The sequence below is a fragment of the Paenarthrobacter sp. OM7 genome, assembly GCF_029873575.1.
GTDB lineage: Bacteria > Actinomycetota > Actinomycetes > Actinomycetales > Micrococcaceae > Arthrobacter.
Map to the genome: position 1 here is coordinate 2,419,668 of NZ_CP123579.1, position 22,889 is coordinate 2,442,556.

At 60.8% G+C, this 22,889-nt stretch carries 23 protein-coding genes and 1 pseudogene; 9 read left to right on the top strand and 15 right to left on the bottom strand.

The genetic code is table 11. From position 1 onward, the window contains the following. Nucleotides 1–62: 62 nt before the first annotated feature. The 5 genes and pseudogenes from QEH68_RS11125 to QEH68_RS22530 form a co-directional block, all read right to left on the bottom strand. Nucleotides 63–410, bottom strand: a complete 348-nt coding sequence (locus tag QEH68_RS11125; RefSeq protein ID WP_011774875.1) for an RNA polymerase-binding protein RbpA — start codon at nucleotides 408–410, stop codon at nucleotides 63–65. Between the two features lie 256 nt (nucleotides 411–666). Then, entirely contained in the window at nucleotides 667–1,644 is a 978-nt protein-coding gene (locus QEH68_RS11130) for an SPFH domain-containing protein (RefSeq protein ID WP_207593592.1), read from the bottom strand. Nucleotides 1,645–1,726: 82 nt separating this feature from the next. Further along, nucleotides 1,727–2,188 (bottom strand): NfeD family protein, encoded by a 462-nt coding sequence (locus QEH68_RS11135; RefSeq protein WP_207597560.1) that lies wholly within the window; start codon nucleotides 2,186–2,188, stop codon nucleotides 1,727–1,729. Nucleotides 2,189–2,267: 79 nt separating this feature from the next. Next, nucleotides 2,268–2,924, bottom strand: coding sequence for a methyltransferase domain-containing protein (locus tag QEH68_RS11140; protein WP_348537390.1), 657 nt, complete (start codon nucleotides 2,922–2,924; stop codon nucleotides 2,268–2,270). 88 nt (nucleotides 2,925–3,012) lie between these two features. Then, nucleotides 3,013–3,066 (bottom strand): annotated as a pseudogene (locus tag QEH68_RS22530) (hypothetical protein); the annotation flags it as partial. A gap of 107 nt (nucleotides 3,067–3,173) precedes the next feature. On the opposite strand from QEH68_RS22530, the gene QEH68_RS11145 reads away from it, so the two are divergent. Then, nucleotides 3,174–5,201 (top strand): S9 family peptidase, encoded by a 2,028-nt coding sequence (locus QEH68_RS11145; protein ID WP_280622878.1) that lies wholly within the window; start codon nucleotides 3,174–3,176, stop codon nucleotides 5,199–5,201. 31 nt (nucleotides 5,202–5,232) lie between these two features. On the opposite strand, the gene QEH68_RS11150 is transcribed toward QEH68_RS11145, so the two are convergent. Further along, complete coding sequence (locus QEH68_RS11150; protein ID WP_207593595.1) at nucleotides 5,233–5,907, bottom strand: peptide deformylase; 675 nt, start codon at nucleotides 5,905–5,907, stop codon at nucleotides 5,233–5,235. Nucleotides 5,908–5,958: 51 nt separating this feature from the next. Here QEH68_RS11150 and QEH68_RS11155 point away from each other — a divergent pair, with 51 nt between their 5' ends. After that, nucleotides 5,959–6,366, top strand: coding sequence for a nuclear transport factor 2 family protein (locus tag QEH68_RS11155; protein ID WP_207593596.1), 408 nt, complete (start codon nucleotides 5,959–5,961; stop codon nucleotides 6,364–6,366). Here the strand turns inward: QEH68_RS11155 and QEH68_RS11160 are convergent, their stop codons facing one another. The 3 genes from QEH68_RS11160 to QEH68_RS11170 are packed head-to-tail and all read right to left on the bottom strand — an operon-like array spanning nucleotide 6,367 to nucleotide 9,354. Next, on the bottom strand, nucleotides 6,367–7,497 hold the full coding sequence (locus QEH68_RS11160; protein ID WP_280622879.1) for an NAD(P)/FAD-dependent oxidoreductase: 1,131 nt from the start codon (nucleotides 7,495–7,497) through the stop codon (nucleotides 6,367–6,369). It lies immediately after the preceding gene. After that, nucleotides 7,490–8,221, bottom strand: coding sequence for a class I SAM-dependent methyltransferase (locus QEH68_RS11165; protein ID WP_280622880.1), 732 nt, complete (start codon nucleotides 8,219–8,221; stop codon nucleotides 7,490–7,492). Before QEH68_RS11165 ends, QEH68_RS11160 begins: the two co-directional genes overlap by 8 nt. After that, nucleotides 8,218–9,354 carry a type III polyketide synthase gene (locus tag QEH68_RS11170; protein WP_207593599.1) on the bottom strand — a complete coding sequence of 379 codons (1,137 nt, stop codon included), beginning with the start codon at nucleotides 9,352–9,354 and terminating at the stop codon, nucleotides 8,218–8,220. Before QEH68_RS11170 ends, QEH68_RS11165 begins: the two co-directional genes overlap by 4 nt. A 128-nt stretch (nucleotides 9,355–9,482) precedes the next feature. Here QEH68_RS11170 and QEH68_RS11175 point away from each other — a divergent pair, with 128 nt between their 5' ends. Continuing rightward, nucleotides 9,483–11,882: an excinuclease ABC subunit UvrA gene (locus tag QEH68_RS11175; RefSeq protein WP_280622881.1), complete on the top strand. Its 2,400-nt coding sequence runs from the start codon at nucleotides 9,483–9,485 to the stop codon at nucleotides 11,880–11,882. Between the two features lie 51 nt (nucleotides 11,883–11,933). On the opposite strand, the gene QEH68_RS11180 is transcribed toward QEH68_RS11175, so the two are convergent. Further along, nucleotides 11,934–12,848: a helix-turn-helix domain-containing protein gene (locus QEH68_RS11180; RefSeq protein WP_280622882.1), complete on the bottom strand. Its 915-nt coding sequence runs from the start codon at nucleotides 12,846–12,848 to the stop codon at nucleotides 11,934–11,936. A 41-nt stretch (nucleotides 12,849–12,889) separates the two neighbouring features. On the opposite strand from QEH68_RS11180, the gene QEH68_RS11185 reads away from it, so the two are divergent. The 3 genes from QEH68_RS11185 to QEH68_RS11195 all read left to right on the top strand — a co-directional run bounded on the left by QEH68_RS11185 (nucleotide 12,890) and on the right by QEH68_RS11195 (nucleotide 15,464). Next, the gene (locus tag QEH68_RS11185; protein ID WP_280622883.1) at nucleotides 12,890–13,888 is read left to right on the top strand and encodes a phytanoyl-CoA dioxygenase family protein; all 999 of its coding nucleotides are present in this window, start codon (nucleotides 12,890–12,892) and stop codon (nucleotides 13,886–13,888) included. Nucleotides 13,889–14,023: 135 nt separating this feature from the next. Continuing rightward, nucleotides 14,024–14,578, top strand: coding sequence for a hypothetical protein (locus tag QEH68_RS11190; RefSeq protein ID WP_280622884.1), 555 nt, complete (start codon nucleotides 14,024–14,026; stop codon nucleotides 14,576–14,578). A gap of 655 nt (nucleotides 14,579–15,233) precedes the next feature. Next, nucleotides 15,234–15,464 (top strand): hypothetical protein, encoded by a 231-nt coding sequence (locus QEH68_RS11195; RefSeq protein WP_280622885.1) that lies wholly within the window; start codon nucleotides 15,234–15,236, stop codon nucleotides 15,462–15,464. Between the two features lie 80 nt (nucleotides 15,465–15,544). Here QEH68_RS11195 and QEH68_RS11200 read toward each other — a convergent pair whose 3' ends face one another. Next, entirely contained in the window at nucleotides 15,545–15,820 is a 276-nt protein-coding gene (locus QEH68_RS11200) for a hypothetical protein (protein ID WP_280622886.1), read from the bottom strand. A gap of 324 nt (nucleotides 15,821–16,144) precedes the next feature. Between QEH68_RS11200 and QEH68_RS11205 the strand changes: the two genes are divergently transcribed. From QEH68_RS11205 to iolB, 3 genes are all read left to right on the top strand, one after another. After that, entirely contained in the window at nucleotides 16,145–16,639 is a 495-nt protein-coding gene (locus tag QEH68_RS11205) for a hypothetical protein (RefSeq protein ID WP_280622887.1), read from the top strand. A 367-nt stretch (nucleotides 16,640–17,006) separates the two neighbouring features. Further along, nucleotides 17,007–17,747, top strand: a complete 741-nt coding sequence (locus QEH68_RS11210; protein WP_207593601.1) for a GntR family transcriptional regulator — start codon at nucleotides 17,007–17,009, stop codon at nucleotides 17,745–17,747. Nucleotides 17,748–17,767: 20 nt separating this feature from the next. Next, entirely contained in the window at nucleotides 17,768–18,661 is an 894-nt protein-coding gene (gene iolB / locus QEH68_RS11215; RefSeq protein WP_280622888.1) for a 5-deoxy-glucuronate isomerase, read from the top strand. A 77-nt stretch (nucleotides 18,662–18,738) separates the two neighbouring features. Here the strand turns inward: iolB and QEH68_RS11220 are convergent, their stop codons facing one another. From QEH68_RS11220 to QEH68_RS11235, 4 genes are all read right to left on the bottom strand, one after another. Then, complete coding sequence (locus tag QEH68_RS11220; protein WP_280622889.1) at nucleotides 18,739–19,773, bottom strand: Gfo/Idh/MocA family oxidoreductase; 1,035 nt, start codon at nucleotides 19,771–19,773, stop codon at nucleotides 18,739–18,741. After that, nucleotides 19,770–20,858: a Gfo/Idh/MocA family oxidoreductase gene (locus QEH68_RS11225; RefSeq protein ID WP_280622890.1), complete on the bottom strand. Its 1,089-nt coding sequence runs from the start codon at nucleotides 20,856–20,858 to the stop codon at nucleotides 19,770–19,772. Before QEH68_RS11225 ends, QEH68_RS11220 begins: the two co-directional genes overlap by 4 nt. Continuing rightward, nucleotides 20,855–21,853: a Gfo/Idh/MocA family oxidoreductase gene (locus tag QEH68_RS11230; RefSeq protein WP_280622891.1), complete on the bottom strand. Its 999-nt coding sequence runs from the start codon at nucleotides 21,851–21,853 to the stop codon at nucleotides 20,855–20,857. Before QEH68_RS11230 ends, QEH68_RS11225 begins: the two co-directional genes overlap by 4 nt. 103 nt (nucleotides 21,854–21,956) lie before the next feature. Next, a complete protein-coding gene (locus QEH68_RS11235; protein ID WP_280622892.1) occupies nucleotides 21,957–22,883 on the bottom strand; it encodes an ATP-binding cassette domain-containing protein in 927 nt (308 codons plus the stop codon). Nucleotides 22,884–22,889: the final 6 nt, after the last annotated feature.

Sequence of the window (22,889 nt, forward strand, 5' to 3'; positions counted from 1 at the left end):
GTTCCCTAGGGAACCAGACCCGGCCTTTCTTGGTCTGGGCGTGCTTTTGTCTGGGTTGCAGACTAAGCCGAGCGGCGCTCTCCGCGGCGCTCACGCAGAATGTTCAAACGATCTTCAAGGATCTGCTCCAGCTCAGGAAGGCTGCGGCGTTCCAGCAGCATGTCCCAGTGGGTGCGGACGGCTTTCTCGTTGGCATCCACAGGACGCTCGCCATCGACCAGAAGAGCTTCCTTGCCGGTCTTCGAAACCCAAACCGGGGGAATCTCTGCCTCGGAGGAGAAAGTTACGAAGACCTGCTCGCCGTCCTCGCAGCGGTACTCGACCCGCTGGCGCGGTGCCGGTTCAACGCCGGATTCGGTTTCCATGCTTTGGGCGCCAAGACGCATACCCCGCAGGCTGCGATCGCTCATGATTACTCCCTCTGTCTGTACGCGGAGCAGGAACCCCGCGCTGGCCGTAAGCCGTTTTCACGATCCTTACGGACTACTTCTGCACACCTTGCATCACTAATTGCAACGCCTGGCCAAGCTTTTATGTTCCATCCAGGCTGAACCAGCCGGACAAATATCCCATTATACGCGGAACATCTCCTACTACTCAAAAGCCACGACACGCAACGAGCGGCCAGCCGGAATGGCTGACCGCTCGTAAAGCCTTAACCTCTGGTTATTCGGCAGGCCGTGCATGCTCCGCGGACGCTGCGGGAGCGGGCGTCTTACTTTCGTCCCCGCCACCGAAGAGACCTACGGGGGAGTCCCCGTTGTTCCCTCCGAGGGCGCCGCCGATGCCCTTGAGGGCTTCGCCGACTTCGCTGGGAATGATCCAGAGTTTGTTCGAGCTTCCTTCAGCGATCTTCGGGAGGGTCTGCAAATACTGGTAAGCAAGAAGCTTCTGGTCCGGGTTGCCCTTGTGGATGGCGTCGAAGACCTTCTGGATGGCCTGGGCTTCACCGTCGGCGCGGAGGATGGCCGCCTTGGCATCACCCTCAGCGGCGAGAATGGCCGCTTGGCGCTGGCCTTCAGCGGTGAGGATTTGCGACTGCTTGGTACCTTCGGCGGTCAGAATGGCCGCACGGCGATCCCGCTCTGCGCGCATCTGCTTTTCCATCGAGTCCTGGATCGAATGGGGCGGATCAATCGCTTTCAGCTCCACGCGCGACACGCGGATTCCCCAACGGCCCGTGGCTTCGTCCAGGACGCCACGCAACTGACCATTGATCTGGTCGCGCGATGTGAGCGCCTCTTCGAGGTTCAGCCCACCGACCACGTTGCGGAGCGTGGTGGTTGTCAGCTGCTCGACCGCCTGGATGTAGTTGGCGATCTCATACGTAGCCGCCCGGGGATCGGTGACCTGGAAATAGACCACGGTGTCGATCGAGACCACCAGGTTGTCCTCAGTGATAACAGGCTGCGGCGGGAAGGACACCACTTGTTCGCGGAGGTCCAGGAGCGGCAGGAGCCGGTCAACAAACGGGATCAGGATGGTGAGGCCCGGGTTCAGCGTGCGCTGGTACTTACCGAGTCGTTCAACGACGCCGGCGCGGGCCTGCGGGATGATCCTGACCGAGCGGACCAACACTATGATGACAAAAATAACGAGAACAATCAGCACAATTGCTGCTGCTGTTCCTCCTAAGCCGTCCATACATCTCCTTCGTTCCCCAATTGCGTGGTTTGATGCGGCGGTCCGGCCAGGCTGCCGAACCGCGTGAATTCTAGGCGCGTGGTCAGCGCGGGCTGTTGTCGGCCGGCGAGGTGACTACCGCCGTCGCGCCGTCGATTTTGGTGACCTGTACTGTGGCGCCGGCGTCGATGACACCGGCGGTGCTGCGGGCGCTCCAGACGTCACCGCCAATTTTGACGAGCCCACTGGTGCCGCTCACGGCTTCAATGACGAGAGCGGGCTGGCCAATCAGCCGGTCGATGTTGGATCGCTGCTCTTCGGGACCCTTGTGAAGGTGCTTGAGCGCTACGGGCCGCACGAAGGCGATCATCAGGAGGGAAACCACGCAGAAGATGACAATCTGAAGCCAGAAATCCGCGCCGGCGAAGTCGGCAACCAAACCCGCCAAGGCTCCTCCGCCCAGCATGATGAAGAAGAGGTCCAAGGTGAGCATTTCCACCACTGCGAACGCGAGGAAGACCGTGAGCCAGAGGGCCCACCAATTCTCGCCGAGCCATTCAAACATCATTCCCCCTTGGTCCCGGACCCCGCAGGCGGGATCACAGTCGCTGTTCTTCCATCCTAGCCCGCTGCGCTGTCCCACGTCAGGGCACGGTAAAGACGTTGATCCGGAATTTCGCGGTGGTGGACACAGAACCAGTGGGCTCGCCCATCTGTCCCTGATCCCGGAGATGGTGGCCGGCAGGACCCATAAAGGCGAGGTCGCCCATCTGCGGTCCGGTCAGCTCCAAGGGCATATCCAGTCCGTACACCGCAGCGGGGCTGAAATACTCCTTCATGGTGTCAGCCAGACGTTCCTCCTTGCCCTCTTCGATGCCCAGCATTCCTGTCCTGGCAGCAACCTCGGCGAGATGGCCCGGCCGGGGTGTCACCACGATCAGTTTCCCGCCTGGGCGGGTGACCCTCGCGAACTCGGCTGGGTTGCGCGGGGCAAAGACCACCATGACCACGTCCACCGAATTGTCAGCCACCGGTAAAGGACGCCAAATGTCCCACACGAGGTTTGCAGCCTGGGGGTTGAGCCGGGCCGCCCTGCGGAGCGCGAACTTGGAGATGTCCAGGCCGATCGCAGCAGCCCCGGATTCTTCGACAACCGCGTGGAGGTAGTGACCGGTGCCGGTCCCTGCATCCAGAACCACCGCACCGGGAAGGCGGAGCGCGCCGGCCGCTTCTTCGGCGACGGCGGCGGCTAAAGCAGCGTAGTGGCCTGCGTCCAGGAACCGGTGACGTGCTGCCACCATGGCGGCAGTGTCGGATTCAAAGACTGTTCCCTTGCCCGTCAACAGATTGAAGTACCCCTGTTTGGCGGAGTCGAAAAGGTGCCCGGACGCGCAAGCCAACGTCCTCTGCGGATCTTCCTTCAACTGGAGCGCTCCTTGGCACAGCGGACAACGGAGGGCAGCGACGGCTTCGGACAACATGGCTTCAATCCTACGGCTGGACGGAGTGTCAGGTGCCGGGCGCCGGGCTCCCGGGCTAGGCTCACCCTCGTGAAACCCGAGCAACTGCCACTGCTGAACTCCGTGTCCGCCCCTGCCATCCACCCCGATGGGACCAAGGCGGTGGTTTCTGTCACCAGGCCGGATTTTGACGCAGACAGTTATGTTGGCCAACTGTGGACGGTCCCCTTGGACACCACCAAACACCCGCGTCGCATTACCCGCGGCTTCAGGGACAGTTCGCCTGCCTTCTCACCCGACGGCCTTGTCCTGGCCTTCCTCCGGAGCGATCCGGACGGCAAGGCGCAAATATTCGTCGTGGAGGCTGCCGGCGGCGAGCCGCAGCGGATCACGGATCAGCACACCGGAGTGGCAGGATTCGTGTGGGCGCCCGATTCGCACCGGATTGCTTTCCTGGCGCGCGTCCCGGAACAAGGGCGTTACGGAACGGTGGAGGGTGTGACCTCCGGCGGCGAGGATGCCCGACTGCTCACTGCGAACCAGTACAGAATGAACGGCGTGGGGTACACCTCCGATCAGCGCCAGCAGGTCTTCGTTGTTGAAGTACCGGAATTAGGCGGTGAGCCCGCGGTAGCGCCCCGTGGGCGCGCGGCCCACGAACAGCCAGCACCTGCTGCGCCCGGGATTCCAGCGGCCAGGCAACTGACGTTTGGTGATTCAGACCACGAGTCCCCGTGCTTTTCAGCCGACGGCGCGCACCTCTACTTCGTGGCGGCGCTGCATGAAGGGCACGACGACGATCTTGTCACCTCGGTTTACAGGGTGGAGGCCGGCGGAAGCCAGCCGTCCGTCGTCGAACCATCCAATGCAGGCCTTCAAACCGTCACCGGCGTCCGGGCCTCCTTGGATGGACGCTGGCTGTTCTATACCGCCCAGGACCTGGGCACTACAGGCAAGGACTTTGTTGCCCGGAACGGGGTCCTGTACGTCATGCCGGTGGACGGGGGAGAAGCAATGGCCCTGACCGATGAAGAACATCTGGACGTTTCAGGGCCTTTGGAACCGAGCGGACCTGCCAGCGTGCTTGTCCTGAATACCGCCCTGGGCAGCGTTGAACTGCTCGACGTTCCCGCCGATGGCGAGATCATGCCGCTGGTCCATGGTGCCCGGGTAGTCATTGGCGCAACGGTTGCCGCCAACGGTGAGATCGCAGTGAGTCTCGCGGACGCTTCAACCATGGGCGACGTCGCTTCCCTGGTTCGTGGGGAACTGCGCTTGTTGACCGACTTCTCGGCCGCGCTCAGGAACAATTCCCGCGTCAGCGAGCCCTTGGACTTCGACACCGAATCCTCTGATGGGCACCCGGTGCATGGTTGGCTGGTCCTGCCGGACGGGCCCGGACCGCATCCGGTGCTGCTGTCCATCCACGGTGGTCCATTCGCCCAGTACACGGGAGCTTATTTCGATGAAGCGCAGGTCTACGCTGCCGCCGGATACGCAGTAGTGATGTGCAATCCCCGTGGCTCAGCCGGTTACGGCCAAACGCACGGCCGCGCCATCAAAGGGCGCATGGGGACCTTGGACATGCAGGACGTGCTGGCATTTCTGGATGCGGCCTTGGCCGCCCATAGCGCGGTGCTGGACAAGGACCGGGTGGGCATCATGGGTGGTTCCTACGGGGGTTACCTGACCGCCTGGACCATCGCCCACGATCACCGCTTCAAAGCAGCAATCGTTGAACGCGGATTCCTGGACCCGGTCAGCTTCGCGGGGTCCTCGGATATCGGCTGGTTTTTCGGCGGTGAGTACACGGGTGGCACTCCTGAGCAGATGACGGCCCAGAGCCCCATGGCAGTTGTGGGTGCCGTTCAAACTCCAACGCTGGTGGTACACAGCGAAAACGACCTTCGATGCCCCATCGAACAAGGGCAGCGCTACTACTCACACCTGAAGGCCCAGGGCGTTGAGACCGCTTTGTTGGTTTTCCCCGGCGAGGACCACGAGTTGTCCAGGTCCGGGACGCCGCACCACCGCAAGCAGCGCTTTGACCACATCCTTGACTGGTGGGCACGGCATTTGCCTACTGCCTCGAATCAGGCGGATGGCCACGTGCACTAACCCAGCGGGCCGCTTGACCTGACCCTGGCCGTCAGCGCAGGAAGCCCAGGCTCCGGCGTGCATCCTCGATCTCCGGAGTTGCCCAGCGGGCCGAGTGCTCCGCGTTACTGGATAACGACCTGATTTCGGCACGGTCCAGGTACAGCGTGCCGAGGAGATGGTCCGTCTCATGTTGCACTATGCGCGCCTGCCAGCCTGAGAACCATTCCTCCACTGGCTCACCCGCGGGCGTAACGTAGCTCAGTTCTACATTCCGGTGACGGGTCACCACAGCCTGGTAACCGTTGACGGAGAGGCAGCCCTCATAGAAGGAGGCCGTCTCCACCCCCAGCGGACGGCACTGCGGGTTCACGATGGCGAAAAACTCCATATGCTCCCGATGCCGTACCGCGGCGGAGGCGGGGTCAAGATCGTACTGGTCCTCCAGCACGGCCAACTGCAGGGGGATGCCCAGCTGGGGTGCAGCCAACCCGACGCCGGGAGCGTCGTGCATCACCTCGCGCATCCGCTCCACCAACGCCATCAGTTCGACGTCGTCCAGCTGGCCATCGAAGGGGGCGGCGAGTTGACGCAGCACGGGGTGTCCAGCCTGGACGATCGTGGGAAGTTCTTCCGCATCAAGCAACCTGCGGACGGCGTCCCGGATCTGGGTGGGGTTGTAGTCCGTGGCTGGGCTCGCGGCCTCGTGATGAGGTTGATGGTTCATGGCACGAGCCTATCGCCATGCCAGTCTGTTGCGTTGGGCTAGGCTCGATGAATGACCGATTCATCTTCTTTGGACCACGTATTGGGGTTCGTCAGGACTGTTGAAGCCGGCGGCGGAGCTGCTGAGCTGCGGCCCTACCTTGCTGAGGACTTCCAACTCACGGAGTGGCCCCATGCGTTGTCCAAAACAGGTTCCACCAGGAACCTGCAGGACACTCTGGCCGGCGCCGACCACAGCAAGGACATTGTTGCCGATCAGCGTTTCGAGGTGGTCCGCACCACCAGCGAAGGCGACCGCGTGGTACTCGAGATGAACTGGTCGGCCACGCTGCTCCTTGACCTCCCGCACTGGGACCGCGGCGATACCATCAGGGCCAGGAGCACAGCGGTCTTTGAGCTGCGGGACGGGCTGATAGTCAGCCAGGATACGTACGACTGCTATTACACGACGCCGGAGTAGCTAACGCATGGTGAAACGCCGTTCCACCACCCCTGCTATTGATGGAAGCCCGAGCACGCCGGCGAAAAACCTGTTCCGGGCGTCCATGACCGACGGTGGCAACGGCCTGCCCAGCGCCATGTTAAGTCCGGCCTGACGCGAAGCCCGTTGGGCCGCCTTTTTGCGGGACCGTTCGAAATGCTCCAGCAGCCGCCCCACGTCGGCCCCACCAAATGAAGCATCCATGATCGGTGCAAGTACCGCAGCGTCCAACCAGCCCAGGTTCATGCCTTGACCACCAATCGGACTGATTTCGTGGGCGGCGTCGCCGAGCAACACCACCCGGCCGTGGACCATTCGCGCCGCGAGCCGGGACCGCACCTCGAAGGCACTCAGCATGGTGTTGCTGCGGGCGTCCGGAACTTCGCCCGTTCTGGCGCCGATCAGCTCAGCCAGCCCGGCCGCCGTCGTGCCCTTGTCCGGTGACCCCAGCCTCACCACCCATCGGCGTACTCCGTCCGGCAGCGGAAACGACTCCACAATCCCGGCCGGTTCCAGATAGAGGACGGCATCCGTGCCATGGGGAGTGGCATCAGCGAAATCGCCCATGATGTAGCAGTCCGGATAGCTCCGTGACGGCAAGTGCGGCAGGATCCTTTGGCGGATCCCTGAGTGCGCCCCGTCTGCGGCTACCACCAACCGGGCGCGGAACTCCAGGCCTCCAACGGCTGAATCCGCCAAGACGCGCACGGACCTGAAGTCATCCACCACTTCCTGGACATCCGCACCGCGAACGATCGCCGCGGAGTCCAGATCCATGACGGTCCTTTCCAGGACCTTTTCGGTAACCGTCTGCGGTACCGCAAGGATGAACGGGAAGTGGGGGTCGCCGTCGAACGCCAGCCGGGCAACCATGCGCCCCTGGCTGTAGGCAACTCCACGGTGGATATGAACGCCGGCTGCAATCAACTCTCCGGCAACCCCGGCGCGGGCCAGCTCCGCCAACGCCGGTGGATGGATACCGATGGCCCGCGAACTGTCACTGTGGCTGGCCCTCCGTTCCAGTATCCGCACCTGATGCCCTTGCTGAAGCAACAGGGCTCCCATGAACAGTCCCACGGGCCCGGCACCGACGATCACTACGTCAAACATTCTCTTCCCTTGTTTCAGAATCCGGGCGCTCCTCGTGGACCAGCAGGTGATGCCAAGGGCCGTTTGCCTGGACCCTCCAACTCGCCGGAACGGTGGATGCCAGTTCCGCGGCGGTGTAGCTGCGCTTGATGGACACAAAGCCGTCGCCCCAGATAAAGGAGCCCAGGCCCAAGGGCCAGAAAAGGGCCATGAACAGCAGGTAGGAGAGGTTGCTGCGTTTGAGGTCGTTGTGGAGGACGAGGCCGCGGCTGAGCGCCTCCGAGTCGCGCAGGACACCGGCGATCTGCCCGGCGTCGAGGTGGTGGAGGATGTGGTTGGAGATGACGAAATCGAACACCAGCCCTTCTGCGACGAGCTCGGAACTGTGTGCTTGACGGTAGGTGACACCCTCCATCGCGGGAAGCTTCGCGGCAAAGGCAAAAGCCCTGGCATCCGGATCGATCGCAGTCACAGTGAGACGGAAGCCATCCTTCCGGGCCCACCCAGCAAGGCTCCGTGCCACGTCACCGCTGCCGCACCCGATGTCCAACAGCGACGCTGCGCCCTTGGCAGCCAACACCGGGCGGATCCTGCGGCGATAGGTACCGCGCCACCCCGAAAGAAGACTGTTGACCACCGGAAACCTGGCATAGGTCCGGGTGAGGCGGTCGGGGTCGCAGTCAGCCTTGTCCATCTCCTCCACAGACGACAGATCCCTGTCCCGAAGGGACCCCCAAGGACTCACAGATCGGGGGAGACCAGCGTGAAGAGGCCCGTCTCCACCGTCAGGCCTGGACCGAACGCCATGGAACAGATACGTTCTTCGCGTTCGGTAGCGGCCTGGCCCAACATGTACTTCAGGACGAAGAGCACCGTAGCGCTGCTCATGTTGCCGTATTCACGCAGTGTCTCCCGGGCCGGAATCAATTGTTCCTGGGTTAGCTCCAGCTTGGACTCGACCTTGTCAAGGATGCTGCGGCCGCCCGGGTGGATGGCCCAATGGGTGATATCCCGGTAAGGGAGCCCAGCGAGATTGGGTTCCTTGGCGAGGAGTGGTTCCAATGCCCCTGTGATGTGTTCCTCGATGATGTGGGGTACGTAGGAGCCCAGCACCATTTCGAATCCTTCGTCGCCGATGTTCCAGGCCATGGCTTCCTCGCCCACAGGCGTGAGAACCGTTTCGAAGTGGTCCAGCCTGATGACCGGTTCCGGTCCTTCGGGTTCCCGGGCCGTCACGACGGCTGCCGCCGCGCCGTCACCGAAGATGGCCGAACCCATGATGGTGTCGGGATCGTTGGAGGTGCGGACGTGAAGGGAGCAGAGTTCAACACAGATGACCAGGACCACGGCCTCCGGATCAGCCACGCAGAACTGTTTGGCGGCTTTGAGGGCAGGGAACGCGGCGTAGCAGCCCATGAAACCCAGGTGGTAGCGCTGGACGGCAGGGTTCAGGCCCAAGGCCCTGACAACCTTGTAATCGGGGCCCGGATTGAAGAAGCCCGTACAGGACACGGTGATGACGTGGGTGATGTCGTCGAGGTCGATACCGGAAGCTTGGGCAACCGCCGTCTTTCCGGCCTCCACAAACAGCTTGGTGGCTTCGGTAGCGAAAATTTCGTTGCGTACTTTGGTGCTGGGGCTAAGGACCCTGTTGGTTTCGGGGTCGAAGAACTTGGGATTCTCCGGATGGGCATCAAGGCTGAGCTCGGCAACGGCCGTGTAGCGGGTGTCGATTGCCGCCGAGTCGAAACAGGTGGTGACCAGGCGCGTTCCCAGTCGTGTCAGGCCTGGTTGGGAGGCGAAGACTTCGCGGGCCTGCTGCTGCACGAGGATTGTTGGCGGAACTGCGGTTTCAAGGGACCTCACGTATACCGGCATGCTTCATTCTTAGCGAGTAAACGGAGGAAGACAATGGCAGAATCGAACTTACTGACCGAGGCTGGTCACGGAAAGCCAGGCGACGCCGACGGGGGACTGTTGGGCAGCGTCGCCCCACAGATGGAGAAATGATGACTATTGCCGCGAGCACTGACACAGAGTTTCCCGAGCCGCATGTCGCAGACACCCACGATCTCATCAGGGTCCAGGGTGCGCGCGAGAACAACCTGAAGGACGTCAGCATCGAGATTCCGAAGCGCCGGCTGACGGTGTTCACGGGCGTCTCCGGCTCAGGAAAGAGCTCCTTGGTTTTCGCCACGATCGCTGCAGAGTCGCAGCGCATGATCAACGAAACGTACAGCGCTTTTGTCCAAGGGTTCATGCCCTCGCTGGCCCGCCCCGACGTGGACGTGCTGGAAGGCCTGACGACGGCCATCATCGTTGACCAGGAGCGCATGGGCTCCAACCCCCGTTCAACAGTTGGCACCGCCACGGACGCCAACGCCATGCTCCGGATCCTCTTCAGCCGTCTCGGCCAACCACACATTGGTTCACCCAACGCCTACTCCTTCAACGTCCCCACAGTGAAGGCCAGTGGAGCCATCACAGTAGAGCGCGGCGAGGGAAAAACGAAGACAGAGAAAGCCACGTTCAACCGCTTGGGCGGTATGTGTTCACGCTGCGAAGGCATGGGATCCGTCAATGACTTCGATCTCACGGCACTCTACGACGACACCAAGTCGCTCAGCGAAGGCGCGCTCACCATTCCCGGGTACACCATGGATGGTTGGTATGGACGGATCTTCAGCGGTTCCGGGTTCTTCAATATGGACAAGCCCATAGCCAAGTTCACCAAGAAGGAACTCCACGATCTCTTGTACCGTGAGCCCACCAAAATCAAGGTGGAGGGAATCAACCTCACCTACGAAGGCGTCATCCCCAAGATCCAGAAGTCGATGCTCAGCAAGGACGTGGACGCCTTGCAGCCCCACATCCGCGCATTCGTTGAGCGGGCCATCACGTTCACCACATGCCCGGAGTGCGAGGGCACCAGGTTAAGCCCCGAAGCACGGTCTTCGAAGATTAACGGCAAGAGTATCGCCGATGTCTGCACCATGCAGATCAGCGACCTCGCCGGCTGGATCCGCGAACTCCATGAGCCCTCAGTGGCGCCCCTCCTGAAAGGACTCCAGCACCTTTTGGATTCGTTCGCGGAGATCGGGCTTGGTTATCTGTCGCTCGACCGGCCTGCCGGCACGTTGTCCGGGGGAGAGGCGCAACGTACCAAGATGATCCGACACCTGGGATCCTCCCTCACCGATGTGACGTACGTTTTTGATGAACCCACCATCGGACTCCACCCGCACGACATCGAGCGAATGAACCAACTGTTGCTGCAGTTGCGGGACAAGGGCAACACGGTGCTCGTGGTGGAACACAAGCCCGAAACGATCGCAATCGCAGACCACGTGGTTGACCTTGGCCCCGGCGCAGGAACCGGCGGGGGCTCTGTCTGCTACGAGGGAGATCTGGAGGGTTTGCGGGGGAGCGACACCATCACTGGGCGCCACCTGGACGACCGTGCTTCGATCAAGGATTCAGTACGTTCCGCCACCGGCCAGCTGGAGATCCGGGGAGCCTCAACCAACAACCTCAAAAACGTCGACGTCGACATCCCCTTGGGCGTTCTCTGCGTTCTGACCGGCGTGGCAGGCTCAGGCAAAAGCTCACTGATCCATGGCTCGGTGGCCACGCGTGAGGGCGTGCTGGTGATCGATCAAGGCGCCATCCGCGGCTCGCGCAGGAGCAACCCCGCCACCTACACCGGACTCCTGGAACCCGTCCGTAAAGCCTTCGCGAAGGCAAACGGTGTGAAGCCGGCCCTGTTCAGCTCCAACTCGGAGGGCGCCTGCCCTACATGTAATGGCGCCGGTGTCATTTACACTGATCTCGGAGTCATGGCGACCGTGGAATCCACCTGTGAAGAATGCGATGGAAAGCGCTTTCAGGCATCAGTTCTGGAATACACGCTGGGGGACCGCAATATTGCAGAAGTGCTTGCAATGTCTGTGGATGAGGCGGAAGTCTTCTTCAAAGAAGGAGAGGCCAAAACGCCGGCCGCGCACAAGATCCTGGACCGCTTGGCAGATGTTGGCCTCGGCTATCTGACCCTTGGCCAGCCGCTGACCACGTTGTCCGGCGGTGAGCGCCAGCGCCTGAAGCTCGCCACGCAAATGTCCGAAAAGGGTGACATCTACATCCTGGACGAGCCGACCACCGGCCTGCACCTGGCCGATGTCCAAAATTTGCTGGGAATGCTGGACCGCCTGGTGGAGTCGGGCAAATCCGTGATTGTGATCGAACACCACCAAGCAGTAATGGCGCACGCCGACTGGATTATCGACCTGGGACCTGGCGCAGGACACGACGGCGGAACGATCGTTTTCGCCGGAACGCCTGCTGAGCTTGTGGCCGGGAAATCAACACTGACGGGCAAGCACTTGGCGGCTTACGTCGCGAATAGCTGACGGCCCCGGTGGTGGTCGTTCCGAAAGGGTTCGGAACGACCACCACCGAATCTACTGGTGAAGCTCGAATTTCCGTTCGATCCCCAGATGCTGACGCCGCCAAGTGCCAGGGGACATGTGACAGACGGCGGAGAACGTTTCATGAAAGGAGCTCAAGGACTGAAAACCCGCTCGCGCGGACACAGCCGCGGTGGGAAGATCTGTCGTCAGAAGAAGACGCTGAGCGTGAGCGACGCGGTGTTGTCGCAGGTAAGCGTTGATGCCTACGCCAAACACCTCACTAAAGATGGAAGCCGCCCGGTTGGGATGAAGGTGAATTGCAGCCGCCACATCCGTTGCACGGACTGGTAACCCTGAGTTTTCCTTGATGAACAGCGCCATCTTGGCGGCGCGTTGCATGTTTACAGAAGATTTGCCATGTTCCGGCATGGCTTCGGACCAATCACCAAGGGATAACCGAACCAGCAGCCCTTGGATTTCCAGCTCCGCAGCGTGTTGTCCAAGATGACCCGGGAGGTAGAGATCGTAGGCCCAGCGATGGAAACTCGCCTCCAACCCGGAGTAGTCCCCGTTTGATGGTCCATGGAGGATCTCTCCCTGGAGCAGCCGGGCCTTGACGTTCGGAGGGACTGACCAAGACAAGAACCGGGCCAACGGAACTGTGGCGAAAGCAAATGGCGTTGCCGGATCCATCTCCACCAATTGATGCGGTTGGGCGCCCCAAAACGCCGCTGGAATGCCTGCAGGGATGACGGAAGTGCGGCCGCCGGAGTCGTAGATCACTGGGGCGGCACTGAAGTTCACCTCAATGTCATTGTGAGCATGCGCTTCTGACATGCGGCTTGAATTGCCGCGCCACGCGACAAAGCCGAACGAGTTGTCGGTTTGCCGAGGCTCAGGGATATCTAACATGGTGGATTCTTGGAATTCTGTGGGGGAGAAGGCGACAAAGGTCCAGAACTCCAACCGTAGCATTGTGGTCACGATCAAGTTCAAGGAGATAAGTCGTGACTCAAGAAATCCACCCTGCGGCCGGACCAGCTGCTCTATTCGCCGAAGCCCCCCGCGGGTACCATCTGACCGACGAGGAGATCGCCAGCTTCGACGAGAACGGTTACGTCATCTTGCGCAATCGGATTGGCGGCGACCTGCTGAGAAAGCTGCAGGTCGCCTCGACTCGATGGATTGCCGACGGGCACGCACTGAAAAGTGAGGAAGACGGGCGTGGTGATTACAACTTCGCCACCCGCCCATCAGGGAGAGTACTCTTTCGAATCAACTACCTGCACAGTAAACAGGAGAGCGCTTCACTGGAACTGCTTGGGAGCCCTGAAATGCTTGGAATCGCCGAAAGCCTTGCCGGCCCGAATTTCGTGCCAACCTACGAGTCGCTCGTCTTCAAGAACACTGGCGACGGAGCCCCGATCGATTGGCACCAGGATGCAGTGCACCCGCGAACCCACCGCATTTTCAATGTTGACGTCTATCTGGATGCCAGCCGGAGGGGCGCCGGATCATTACGGGTCGCGCCCGGCTCCCACAACCACATCGTTGATGTATGCCAGCTCGAAGAGGAATACGGATGGGACGCACCGGGTGTCATCCAGACAGAGATGAACCCGGGCGACGTTTTGGTGCACGACGTGATGTTGGTTCATGGCTCCGAGGCCACCCTGGCGAATGCGCTACGCCGGACTATCTACTACGAATTCCGCCCGGCGGAGCAAATCCTCGCTGAAGGTCCTTGGGACCACAGCTTCATCGACCAAAGACTGCGACTGGTGGCCTTGGGGCTGGCTGAATGGAAGAAACAAAACCCGACCAGGGCCCCGTTTGCATGGAACGTCGACAAAGAACTTGCGCCGACCCTAAGCAGCAACGCCGAGACCGAGCTTAGGATTGCCCACGCCACCCATAGTCCTGGGTCATTCTGCAGCGCCGGCAACGTCGCGCAGACTCCCAACGGCCGCGCAGTCCGGATAGCATCACAGGGAGAAGCTCATTAATAGTCGGCTTGAATCCGGAGGGACTTAGGAGCCGCCGGATTCAAGCCGAGCTAGCGGCTACTTCTACTCACCCTACTGGACTGGCAGCGGGACGTGTTGAAGTGAGACGGGTAGCACTACGGCTAGATTTATGGCGTGAGTTCTCTTGTTGAAGAAGCCATAGAGGTGCTTTCTGCGGCCAAGGTTCCTCTGGCTCCGGGCTTATCGCCTTGGCAGATCGAGGATGTTGAGGAGCAGTTCTCGTTCGAGTTCAGTCCTGATCATGCGCGGTTTCTGAGTCTGGCGATGCCTATAGGCCCGAAATGGGTTGATTGGATGGGCGACCCTGCGGGCATTCAGAAGAGGCTCGACTGGCCTCACGATGGCGTGTTGTTTGATGTTCGAGAGAATGCTTTTTGGCCCGAGGAGTGGGGTGTCAGGCCCACTGAGGTTGAGGTAGCCCTTCAAACGGCACGTGATCGCTTGCGCGCCGTCCCGGTCCTCATTCCGATCTATTCGCATCGTTTCATGCCAGCAGCTCCAGCGCCTGCCGGCAGCCCGGTCTTTTCCGTGCATCAAACAGACGTGATCTACTACGGCAGCGATCTCGCCTCCTACTTTCAAAGCGAGTTCTTCAACAATCCTGACCGAAAATCACCCATGCATCGCGTCGATTTCTGGTCTGATTTAGCGGAGGGCCGGTGGATCTAAGGAGTCATCATTCGCGGTGAGGCGCGCACTAGACTGCGATCATGGAGCTCCTACCCACCGTTGCGTTAGGGATCAGTCTGTATGTCGTCCGGACCGCAGAAGGTGGCCGGAACACGCCCCTGCTAGGGGGTTTTGCCGTGAAGGATAGATTTCGTTATCGACCGAACTGGGGTTTACCTGGCTGGGCCGATGGCGAAACTGGCGTCAACGATCCATGTCAGCGCACTGGCGCTCGTAACCTTACGCCGCGCCAACGACCGGGCGAGCAATTATGGCTGCCATTCGATTCGTGGTGGCATCGAGATCACGGCAATTTCTCCGAAGTGTCCGGCCATCGACCACAGGATGTCGTCGAACTGCAGAACATCCGGGGATCCGTAGTCTGTCTCACCGTTAGCGTCTGCAGGAGCTCTTGATATACGCGGTCGAGAGCCCGCGCGCCAGCATCTGCGCACGCCAACCATCGAGCAGCGCCCAATGTTCTCGGTGTTATCTCATCTACTGCTACTCGTCCCACTCAAACGCCGATAATCTACATTATGTAAAGTAGTAATCTCCGTATCTCATCAGATGAATCAATTCGCCCCCCTGATCCTTAACCGGCGGACAAGCCACACTCCAGAAAAGCTGAAAGACACCAAACGAAAGGACCTGGATGGGTAAGCGTAAACCCGCTGCGTGGGGCATAGTCGTGCGCCTGGACACAGGAGCGACGTTGTATTACTACCTGCATCCCAGCCGGCCCGGCGACGAATGGACGCCCAGGGAAAATCAGGCCCTACGGTTCAGTTCCGAAGAAGAAGCTCAGTCCCGATGCCGCACCTTCGTGACAAACAGCAAGGCAAAGGAATACTACGTCGTGCCGCTGCCGCTGCTGAAGGTCTAGGCCTCTGGCGCCACGGCTCTCTCCGTTCATCGGGCTCTGGACGACCACGATTTCTGGTTGCCATAGGATCCCGCCATATCCTAGCGCTCGGGCAGTTCATATCCTCGGCGGCTAAGCTCCTCCCGCACCCGCACGAAAGCGAACTGAGGCTTGGCAGAAAGCAGCGGAACCAGATCGACCACAGACGGGGTGCTCTCCATGATGTCTGCGACCGGGTTGATGACAACCTCAGTGAGCTGTTCGAGGAAGGCATCATCGGGGATCCGGCTGCCCATTTCAGCGTCGAGCAGGATGGTTCCAGGAAGGTCCCGCGCAACCAAGCCATCAGGTCGAGCAAAATCGATCGTAGGGATCACGTCTGCTTCTTCGGCTCGAAGGCTCAGAAGACAGAAATTCTCTGAACGGAACTCCCCACTCGGGACCGATGAGTCCCAACCCAGGTTCAGATAGAAATCTCCGCTCCCCCACCGGGACTTTTGAAGATTAACCACCTGATACTCACCGGCCGACGTCGTCCGGAACCAATTCCGGCCCCGCTTCCGGAACCCGCGCAACTTGAAAGCATCAGCGAAGGCCGACTCGACCAATTTCGTTCTATCCACACGGGATATTCTCCAGCATGGAGACGTCCGCATAGACGAATGTATCGACGCAGTCGTGCCCTCTGCGAAACTCGTCCTATGACGCATAGAAACGATCTCCGCGTGCTTGCCATCCGGGAAGCCCTTTACGAGGAAATTGTGGGCGCCGACGTGTTGATTGCAACAGCTCTCAGCGCACTGTTGGATGGCGTAGATTCTCCATCGCTGCCACTCCTTGCCGGTCTTACGCGGCGGGAGGAAGGCGAGGCACATGATCTGTTCAACGCAGTTGTGAACGAGTTGAACATTGCACCGCCGACACCCGCAAAGACCACGCCCGAACGCTGGAACTTGGTCCGATGGCTCTGCCAGGCGCTGGTAGACGGGGACCTGAAGCCCGAGTACGCGTCTCGCATCATTTGGTGGGAGGGGTGGAACGAACTTGGATATCCCGACTCGCTGCGGCCCTTCGTTGGCCTAATGAGCGAGTGGGAAGAATGGACGCCATCCTGGAACATCAGCCGAAACGATATCGGTCAACTAATAGTCGATGAAGCGAGGCAGCTCCTCGACGGGCCATGGCCACCGAAGTAACTGAACGACCCTCTTCAAAACAAGGAATACGCCCATCTTCAATCCGCAGGGACGCCACTAAACGGAATGAGGCCTCCCCTTAGTGTCCGCACCCAACGGCCTCGCGGCTTGCGTCATGCCTCTTCAGTTCACACCAAACTTCGCGCCAATGCAGCCGCGATGCGGCCGGCGTTGGGCTGACGTCAGGACATGGCTCACCAGCCCTAACAGAGGAAATAGCTGTCTTCGCTGCACTTGACCCTTGCTGCACTCCTGCTAGTATCGAAAAAACGAAAGCATGTCCTATCAAAAGAACAAAGGGTGACATACTCGGCGCGTCGTACGTAGTGGCGGAGCGGAGTTGAGCCGGGAACGCGGGGAACATTCAGTGGCGAATCAACTTGGCCTGAACATCGACCGATCCTCCCCCGTGCCCCTTTACCATCAGGTCGTCCAAGGCATCGAAGCCGCGATCCACAGCGGCCTCCTGGAGCCCGGAAGTCGGCTGGATAACGAGATTGACCTCGCAGCACAGCTCAACCTGTCCCGGCCCACCATGCGGAAAGCCATGGATGAACTGGTCCGTTCCGGCCTTCTGGTTCGCAAACGCGGCGTCGGAACCCAGGTGGTCTCCAGTCAGGTCCGTCGGCCGCTGGAGCTCTCAAGCCTGTTTGACGACCTCACCAACAACGGTAAGAAACCCACCACGGAAGTACTGAGTTTCTCCCACATGGAGGCTGACGCGCCAACTCTGGCAACCCTGCAACTCCCGGCCGGTTCCAAGGTTTACCACTTCACCCGCCTGCGCAAGGTGGGCGGTAAGCCATTGGCGTTGATGGAGAACTGGGTTCGCGACGACATCGCCACCATGGACGAAGCCATGCTTGCGGCCGAGGGCCTCTATGCGATTCTGCGCAGGGGTGGCGTGAACTTCCGCTTGGCCACGCAGCGGATCGGCGCAATGATCGCCAATGACTACCAGGCACCCCTTCTTGAAACCGACGTCAACTCTGCCTTGGTCACCATGGAACGTACCGCGGTAGACGACACCGGACGACGGGTCGAAACCGGCCATCACGTGTACCGCGCCGATTCCTACAGCTTTGAAATGACCCTCGTACAGCGCTAAACGCAAAGGACTCCCCTGCCATGACCAATTGGGTCTACCCCCTGGGCACCGCCGCAGACGGCGACTGGGATATTTCACTCGGAACCTCCGACTCCGCAACGGTGGTGGACGGCTGGGCCCATACGGGACTGAAGGTCGCCACGCTCGCCGCGGGCGCCGCCGTCGAACTTCCAGCGGTGAGTGAGGAACGGATTGTGGTTCCCCTCAACGGATCATTCACTGTCACAGTGGACGGCGTCGAACACCCCCTAGCGGGACGATCATCCGTATTCAACGGTCCCACTGACGTCTTGTATTCAGGCATAGGCAAAGCAGTCACCATCAGTTCGTCCGACGGCGGTCGCGTCGCTGTCGCCACTGCCCCGGCACAAGCCTCCCACCCAACGCGACTGGTAACAGCTGCTGAGACACCGGTTGAATTGCGTGGAGCCGGCAATTGCTCACGGCAAGTCCACAATTTCGGGACACCGGCTGCCCTGGAAGCAGACCGTTTTATTGTCTGCGAGGTCATCACCCCTGCCGGCAACTGGTCCTCCTATCCCCCGCATAAGCATGATGAGGAGAAGGACGGAGAAACGCACCTCGAGGAAATCTACTATTTCGAGACCCAGGTTGCCGCCGGCTCCGGCGCTCCTTCCGACGCGGATGCCATTGGCTATCAGCGCGTATATGCCTCTGATGAGCGCCCCATTGATGTTTCGGCAGAGGTCCGCACGGGTGACGTAGTCCTGGTTCCCTACGGCTGGCATGGCCCCGCCATGGCGGCACCTGGCTATGACATGTATTACCTCAACGTGATGGCTGGTCCCGGACCGGTCCGCGAATGGCTTATCAGCGACGACCCCCACCATGGCTGGGTCCGGCAGAGCTGGGACGGCCAGGACATCGACCCACGGCTTCCGTTCGGGGCTTGATCCGGCCGGTGGCCTTTCGCTGCAAAGAGAAAGCCTCCTCCAGAATCCTTTGGATCCTGGAGGAGGCTTTTCGTTCGTCAGAACGTGACTGTCAAGGCCACCTTTACCGGCGATCCGGTGACCAACGATTCCTGGGCCGCGTCTGCCACCCGGGATGCTGCCACGGCATCTTCAGGCGTGCACGGGTTCTCCCGCTCCCCCAGAATCAACTCAACGAATGCCGCCATTTCGGTGCGGTATGCCGCCTCGAAGCGCTCGGCAAAGGTCTGGTGCGGATTCCCCGCCGGGAAGTTGACACCCGGTTCAGCCGAAACCATGGCAGTCTTCGCGTCCAAGCCCACCATGACTGAGTTCTTGGAACCCTGGATCTCCAGGCGGACGTCGTGGCCCGCCCCGTTGTAGCGGCTTGCCGAGACTGTTCCCATCGTGCCGTCGTCGAAAGTGACCACGGCAAGTGCCGTGTCCACATCGCCCACAGCACCAATGGCGGGATCACCGTTGTTGGAACCCTTCGCATACACCTCAACGATTTCCCGCCCTGTCAGCCAGCGGAGGATGTCGAAATCGTGAACCGAGCAGTCGCGGAACAGACCACCGGATGTCGCCAGGAACTCCACGGGCGGCGGGGTCATATCGCAGGTAACGGCACGCAACGAATGGATCCACCCCAGTTCTCCGGCCTGGTAGGCGCGTTGAGCTTCGAGGTAGCCCGCGTCGAACCGGCGTTGATGGCCGATTTGCACCACGCCGTTGTTGTCCCTGACGTAGTCCAGCACCGGAAGCGCATCAGCCACGTTCATTGCCACCGGCTTCTCACAGAAGACCGGAATGCCGGCGTCCACGCCCGCCCGTATGAGCTCGGGGTGTGTCCCTGTTCCAGTGGCTACGACCAGGCCGTCCAGTCCGGACGCGACGAGCTCCGGGACAGTCGGCACAAATTCAGCGCCGAGGTCCGCCGCGACCGTCCTCGCGTGGTCAGATGCAACGTCAGTGAGGCGAAGTCGCACCTTGACACCTTTGTTACTGAGGTCCGCGTTCAAGGCAGTGATGTTGTTCGCGTGCATGACGCCGATGCGTCCCACGCCGACCAAGCCGAGAATGATGTCTTTCATGATGTTCCTTCCGGGAAAGTACTGCTACAAGATCGGATGGGCTGAGCCGTCATGTCGCCTTCGCCAGGGAACACGATTCCCACCTGGCGGCGGATCACGTCAGCAACTTCAAGTGTGCGAATGGAATCTGCGAGCATTCGTTGGCCCGCCTGCAGGCCACCCTCGGCAATGGTGCGGGCCACGGCTGCAGCCTCGTAGTGCAGGCCTTCGAAATGTCCGCCTCGTGCTTCGTCGTAACGAAGCCGGTGACCCTCGGGGAATCTGACCTCGAACGCGCCCGGCATATTAAAGGGGCCTTCAATCACCAGAGTCGCCAGGGTACCCACAATCGTGGCTGCTGTGGATGTGAAATTGTGCAGGTGGGTGTTCACGGTTGCCTGCGCACCGCCGTCGAACGTCATGATGGCTGATAATTGGGCATTGACGCCTGTCATGTGGGGCTGCCCCAATGCATGAAGCCGGAGCGGACTGCCCAAAACCTCCGTGACCAGTGCCAGCGGGTACGTGCCGAGGTCAAGAAGTGGGCCTCCGGCCAGTTCGGGATTGAAGATACGGTGGGAGGGATCGAAGTGCTCACCGTACTCGGCAACAACAGTGGTGATGGTACCCAGCGTTCCGGCCTCCAGGAGTTGCCTGATCACATCGAATTTCGGCAGGAAGAAGGTCCACATGGCTTCGGCGGCAAACACTCCCGCGGCCCCTGCCCGCGCAGCAATGTCCTTCGCTTCGCGGGCATTGAGCCCCAGGGGCTTTTCGATCAGTACATGCTTGCCGGCGTCGATCGCCAATACCGCTGACGCGTGATGCACGGTGTGGGGCGTACAGACGTAGACAATGTCCACGTCCGGAGCGGCGGCAAGTTCCTCATAGCTGCCATAGGCGGCTGGTATGTTGAATGCCTCGGCAAAGGCTTTTGACCGGCTTAGCGAACGGGATCCGACGGCGGTTATCACCTGGCCGGTATGCGCCTGGACAGATTCCGTGAACCGTTCGGCGATCCACCCCGGTCCCATGATGCCCCAGCGAAAGGCCGGAGCATCCCGGGATTCCGGGACACGGGACTGTGGCAGCAAAGCAGGCCTCATGAATAGCTGACTTTCGTAGAGGCACCGTCGTCGTGCAGTGACTGGATCATTGCCTGCGCAACAAGTGCTGCGTTGAGTCCTTCCTGCGCGCCGGCCAGCGGAGGCTTTCCTCCGTTGGCAAGTGCGGAGATCCAGGCCTGCAACTGGATCCGGTACGCATCGGCGAACCGGGGGCGCCAGTCAGGCGGAATGGCCTCCTGCTTTGTTCCGTCCTGTTCCATACCGAGCAGGGAAGTATCCCGCAACGCCGTAGTTCCCAGCTCGGAGACCACCTCACAGCGTGTGGTGTAGCCGTACCGGGCATTGAGGTACAACTCCAAAGTAGTGAGTGTTCCGTCGGCGGCACGAAGTGTCATGAACGACGGATCCTGCAGCCCGTCTCCTGCACTTCGGGTGCTCTTTCCCGCCTGCCACGACACTTCCGCAATGGGCGAGTCCAAGAGCCAGGGAATGATATCCAGCTCGTGAATGGCCGAGTTTGTAATAGCGGATTCCGAAGTGGTTCCGGGTGCTGCGGAAGCATTGCGACTGATGCAATGAACCATCAGGGGCTCCCCTTGCGACCTCTCCTGCACGGTTTTCCGGAGTGCCACATAGCCAGGGTCAAAACGCCTCATGAAACCAAGGGAAAGAAGCGAGGTTCCCGTTGCGGCAACCATGTCGGCGTCGGCTGCCACCACTTCCAGGCTTTCCAAAAGCGTCGGCGCCAGCGGCTTCTCGCACAGCACCGGGGTCATCGCCTCGAAGCACTCCAAAACCAAGCCGGCGTGCGTGGCATCGTGTGAGGCGACTACCACGGCGTCCACCACACTGGAATTGATCAGTTCTGACGGGTCCGTAGTGACGCGTGCGGAAGCCGGCGCCGCCGCGGCTGCGCGTTCGGCGTCGAGATCTGCCACAAAAGTGACTTCGGCTCCGCCGATGGTGGTGGAGAGGTTCCTGATGTGGTCCGCGCCCATGATTCCGGCGCCAATGACGCCTACACGGATCGGCATGGTGTTCCCTTCTGATGTATGACGTGAGTCCCGCCTGGATGGAGTGCACAGCGACGCGGGGTGCTCCGGAACAAGCTCCGGAACACCCCGCCTCCTGCTCGCGTCAGACGTGCTTCGGGCCGCCGGCGTTCACAGTGTCGTCGACGTCGGCAACCTCGGCCTTGACCGCTTCGACCACATCGCCATGGCCCCCCAACTGCTCCAGCTCGTGGGCGAGTTCGGCAAGCTCTGCACCGCCGGCCATCTGAGCCGTCAGCTCGTCCAGGGTGATGTCCTTCTTGTCGTAGTAGCCAATTGATTTGCCGCGTTTGAGCAGCAGGAACCGATCACCCACTGGGAACGCGTGGTGCGGGTTGTGGGTAATGAAGATGACGCCGAGGCCGCGGTCGCGGGCTTGGAGGATGTAGCGGAGCACCACACCGGACTGTTTGACGCCCAACGCTGCCGTGGGTTCGTCCAAAATGAGGACTTTGGCGCCAAAGTACACGGCACGGGCAATCGCGACACACTGGCGTTCGCCGCCGGAAAGCTGCCCAATGGGCTGCTCCACATCGCGCAGGTCAATGCCCATCTCGGCCAGTTCCTTGAGCGTGATGGCCTTCATCTGTTCAACATCCATGCTCTTGAACGGTCCGAAGCCCTTGGTTAGCTCCGAGCCGAGGAAGAAGTTCCGCCAGATCGGCATCAACGGAACCACTGCAAGGTCTTGGTAAACAGTTGCGATACCCGCATCCAAGGCATCACGGGGGGAACCGAACTTTCGCTCCTCCCCCATGATGTTGAGCAGGCCTTCATCGTGCTGGTGGAGGCCCGCGATGATTTTGATCAGCGTTGACTTGCCCGCGCCGTTATCGCCCAGCACACAGGTCACTCGGCCGTTGTCCACGGCCATGGTGACGTCACTCAGCGCGATGATGTTGCCGTAGTGTTTGCCCACTCCCTCAAGGGAGAGAAGGTGCACAGGTGTATGGGTCAGGGGGTCGCTTTCGTTCTTAAGCAGAGTTTCCTGGTCGATTGCTTTTGCATTCATTTCCTT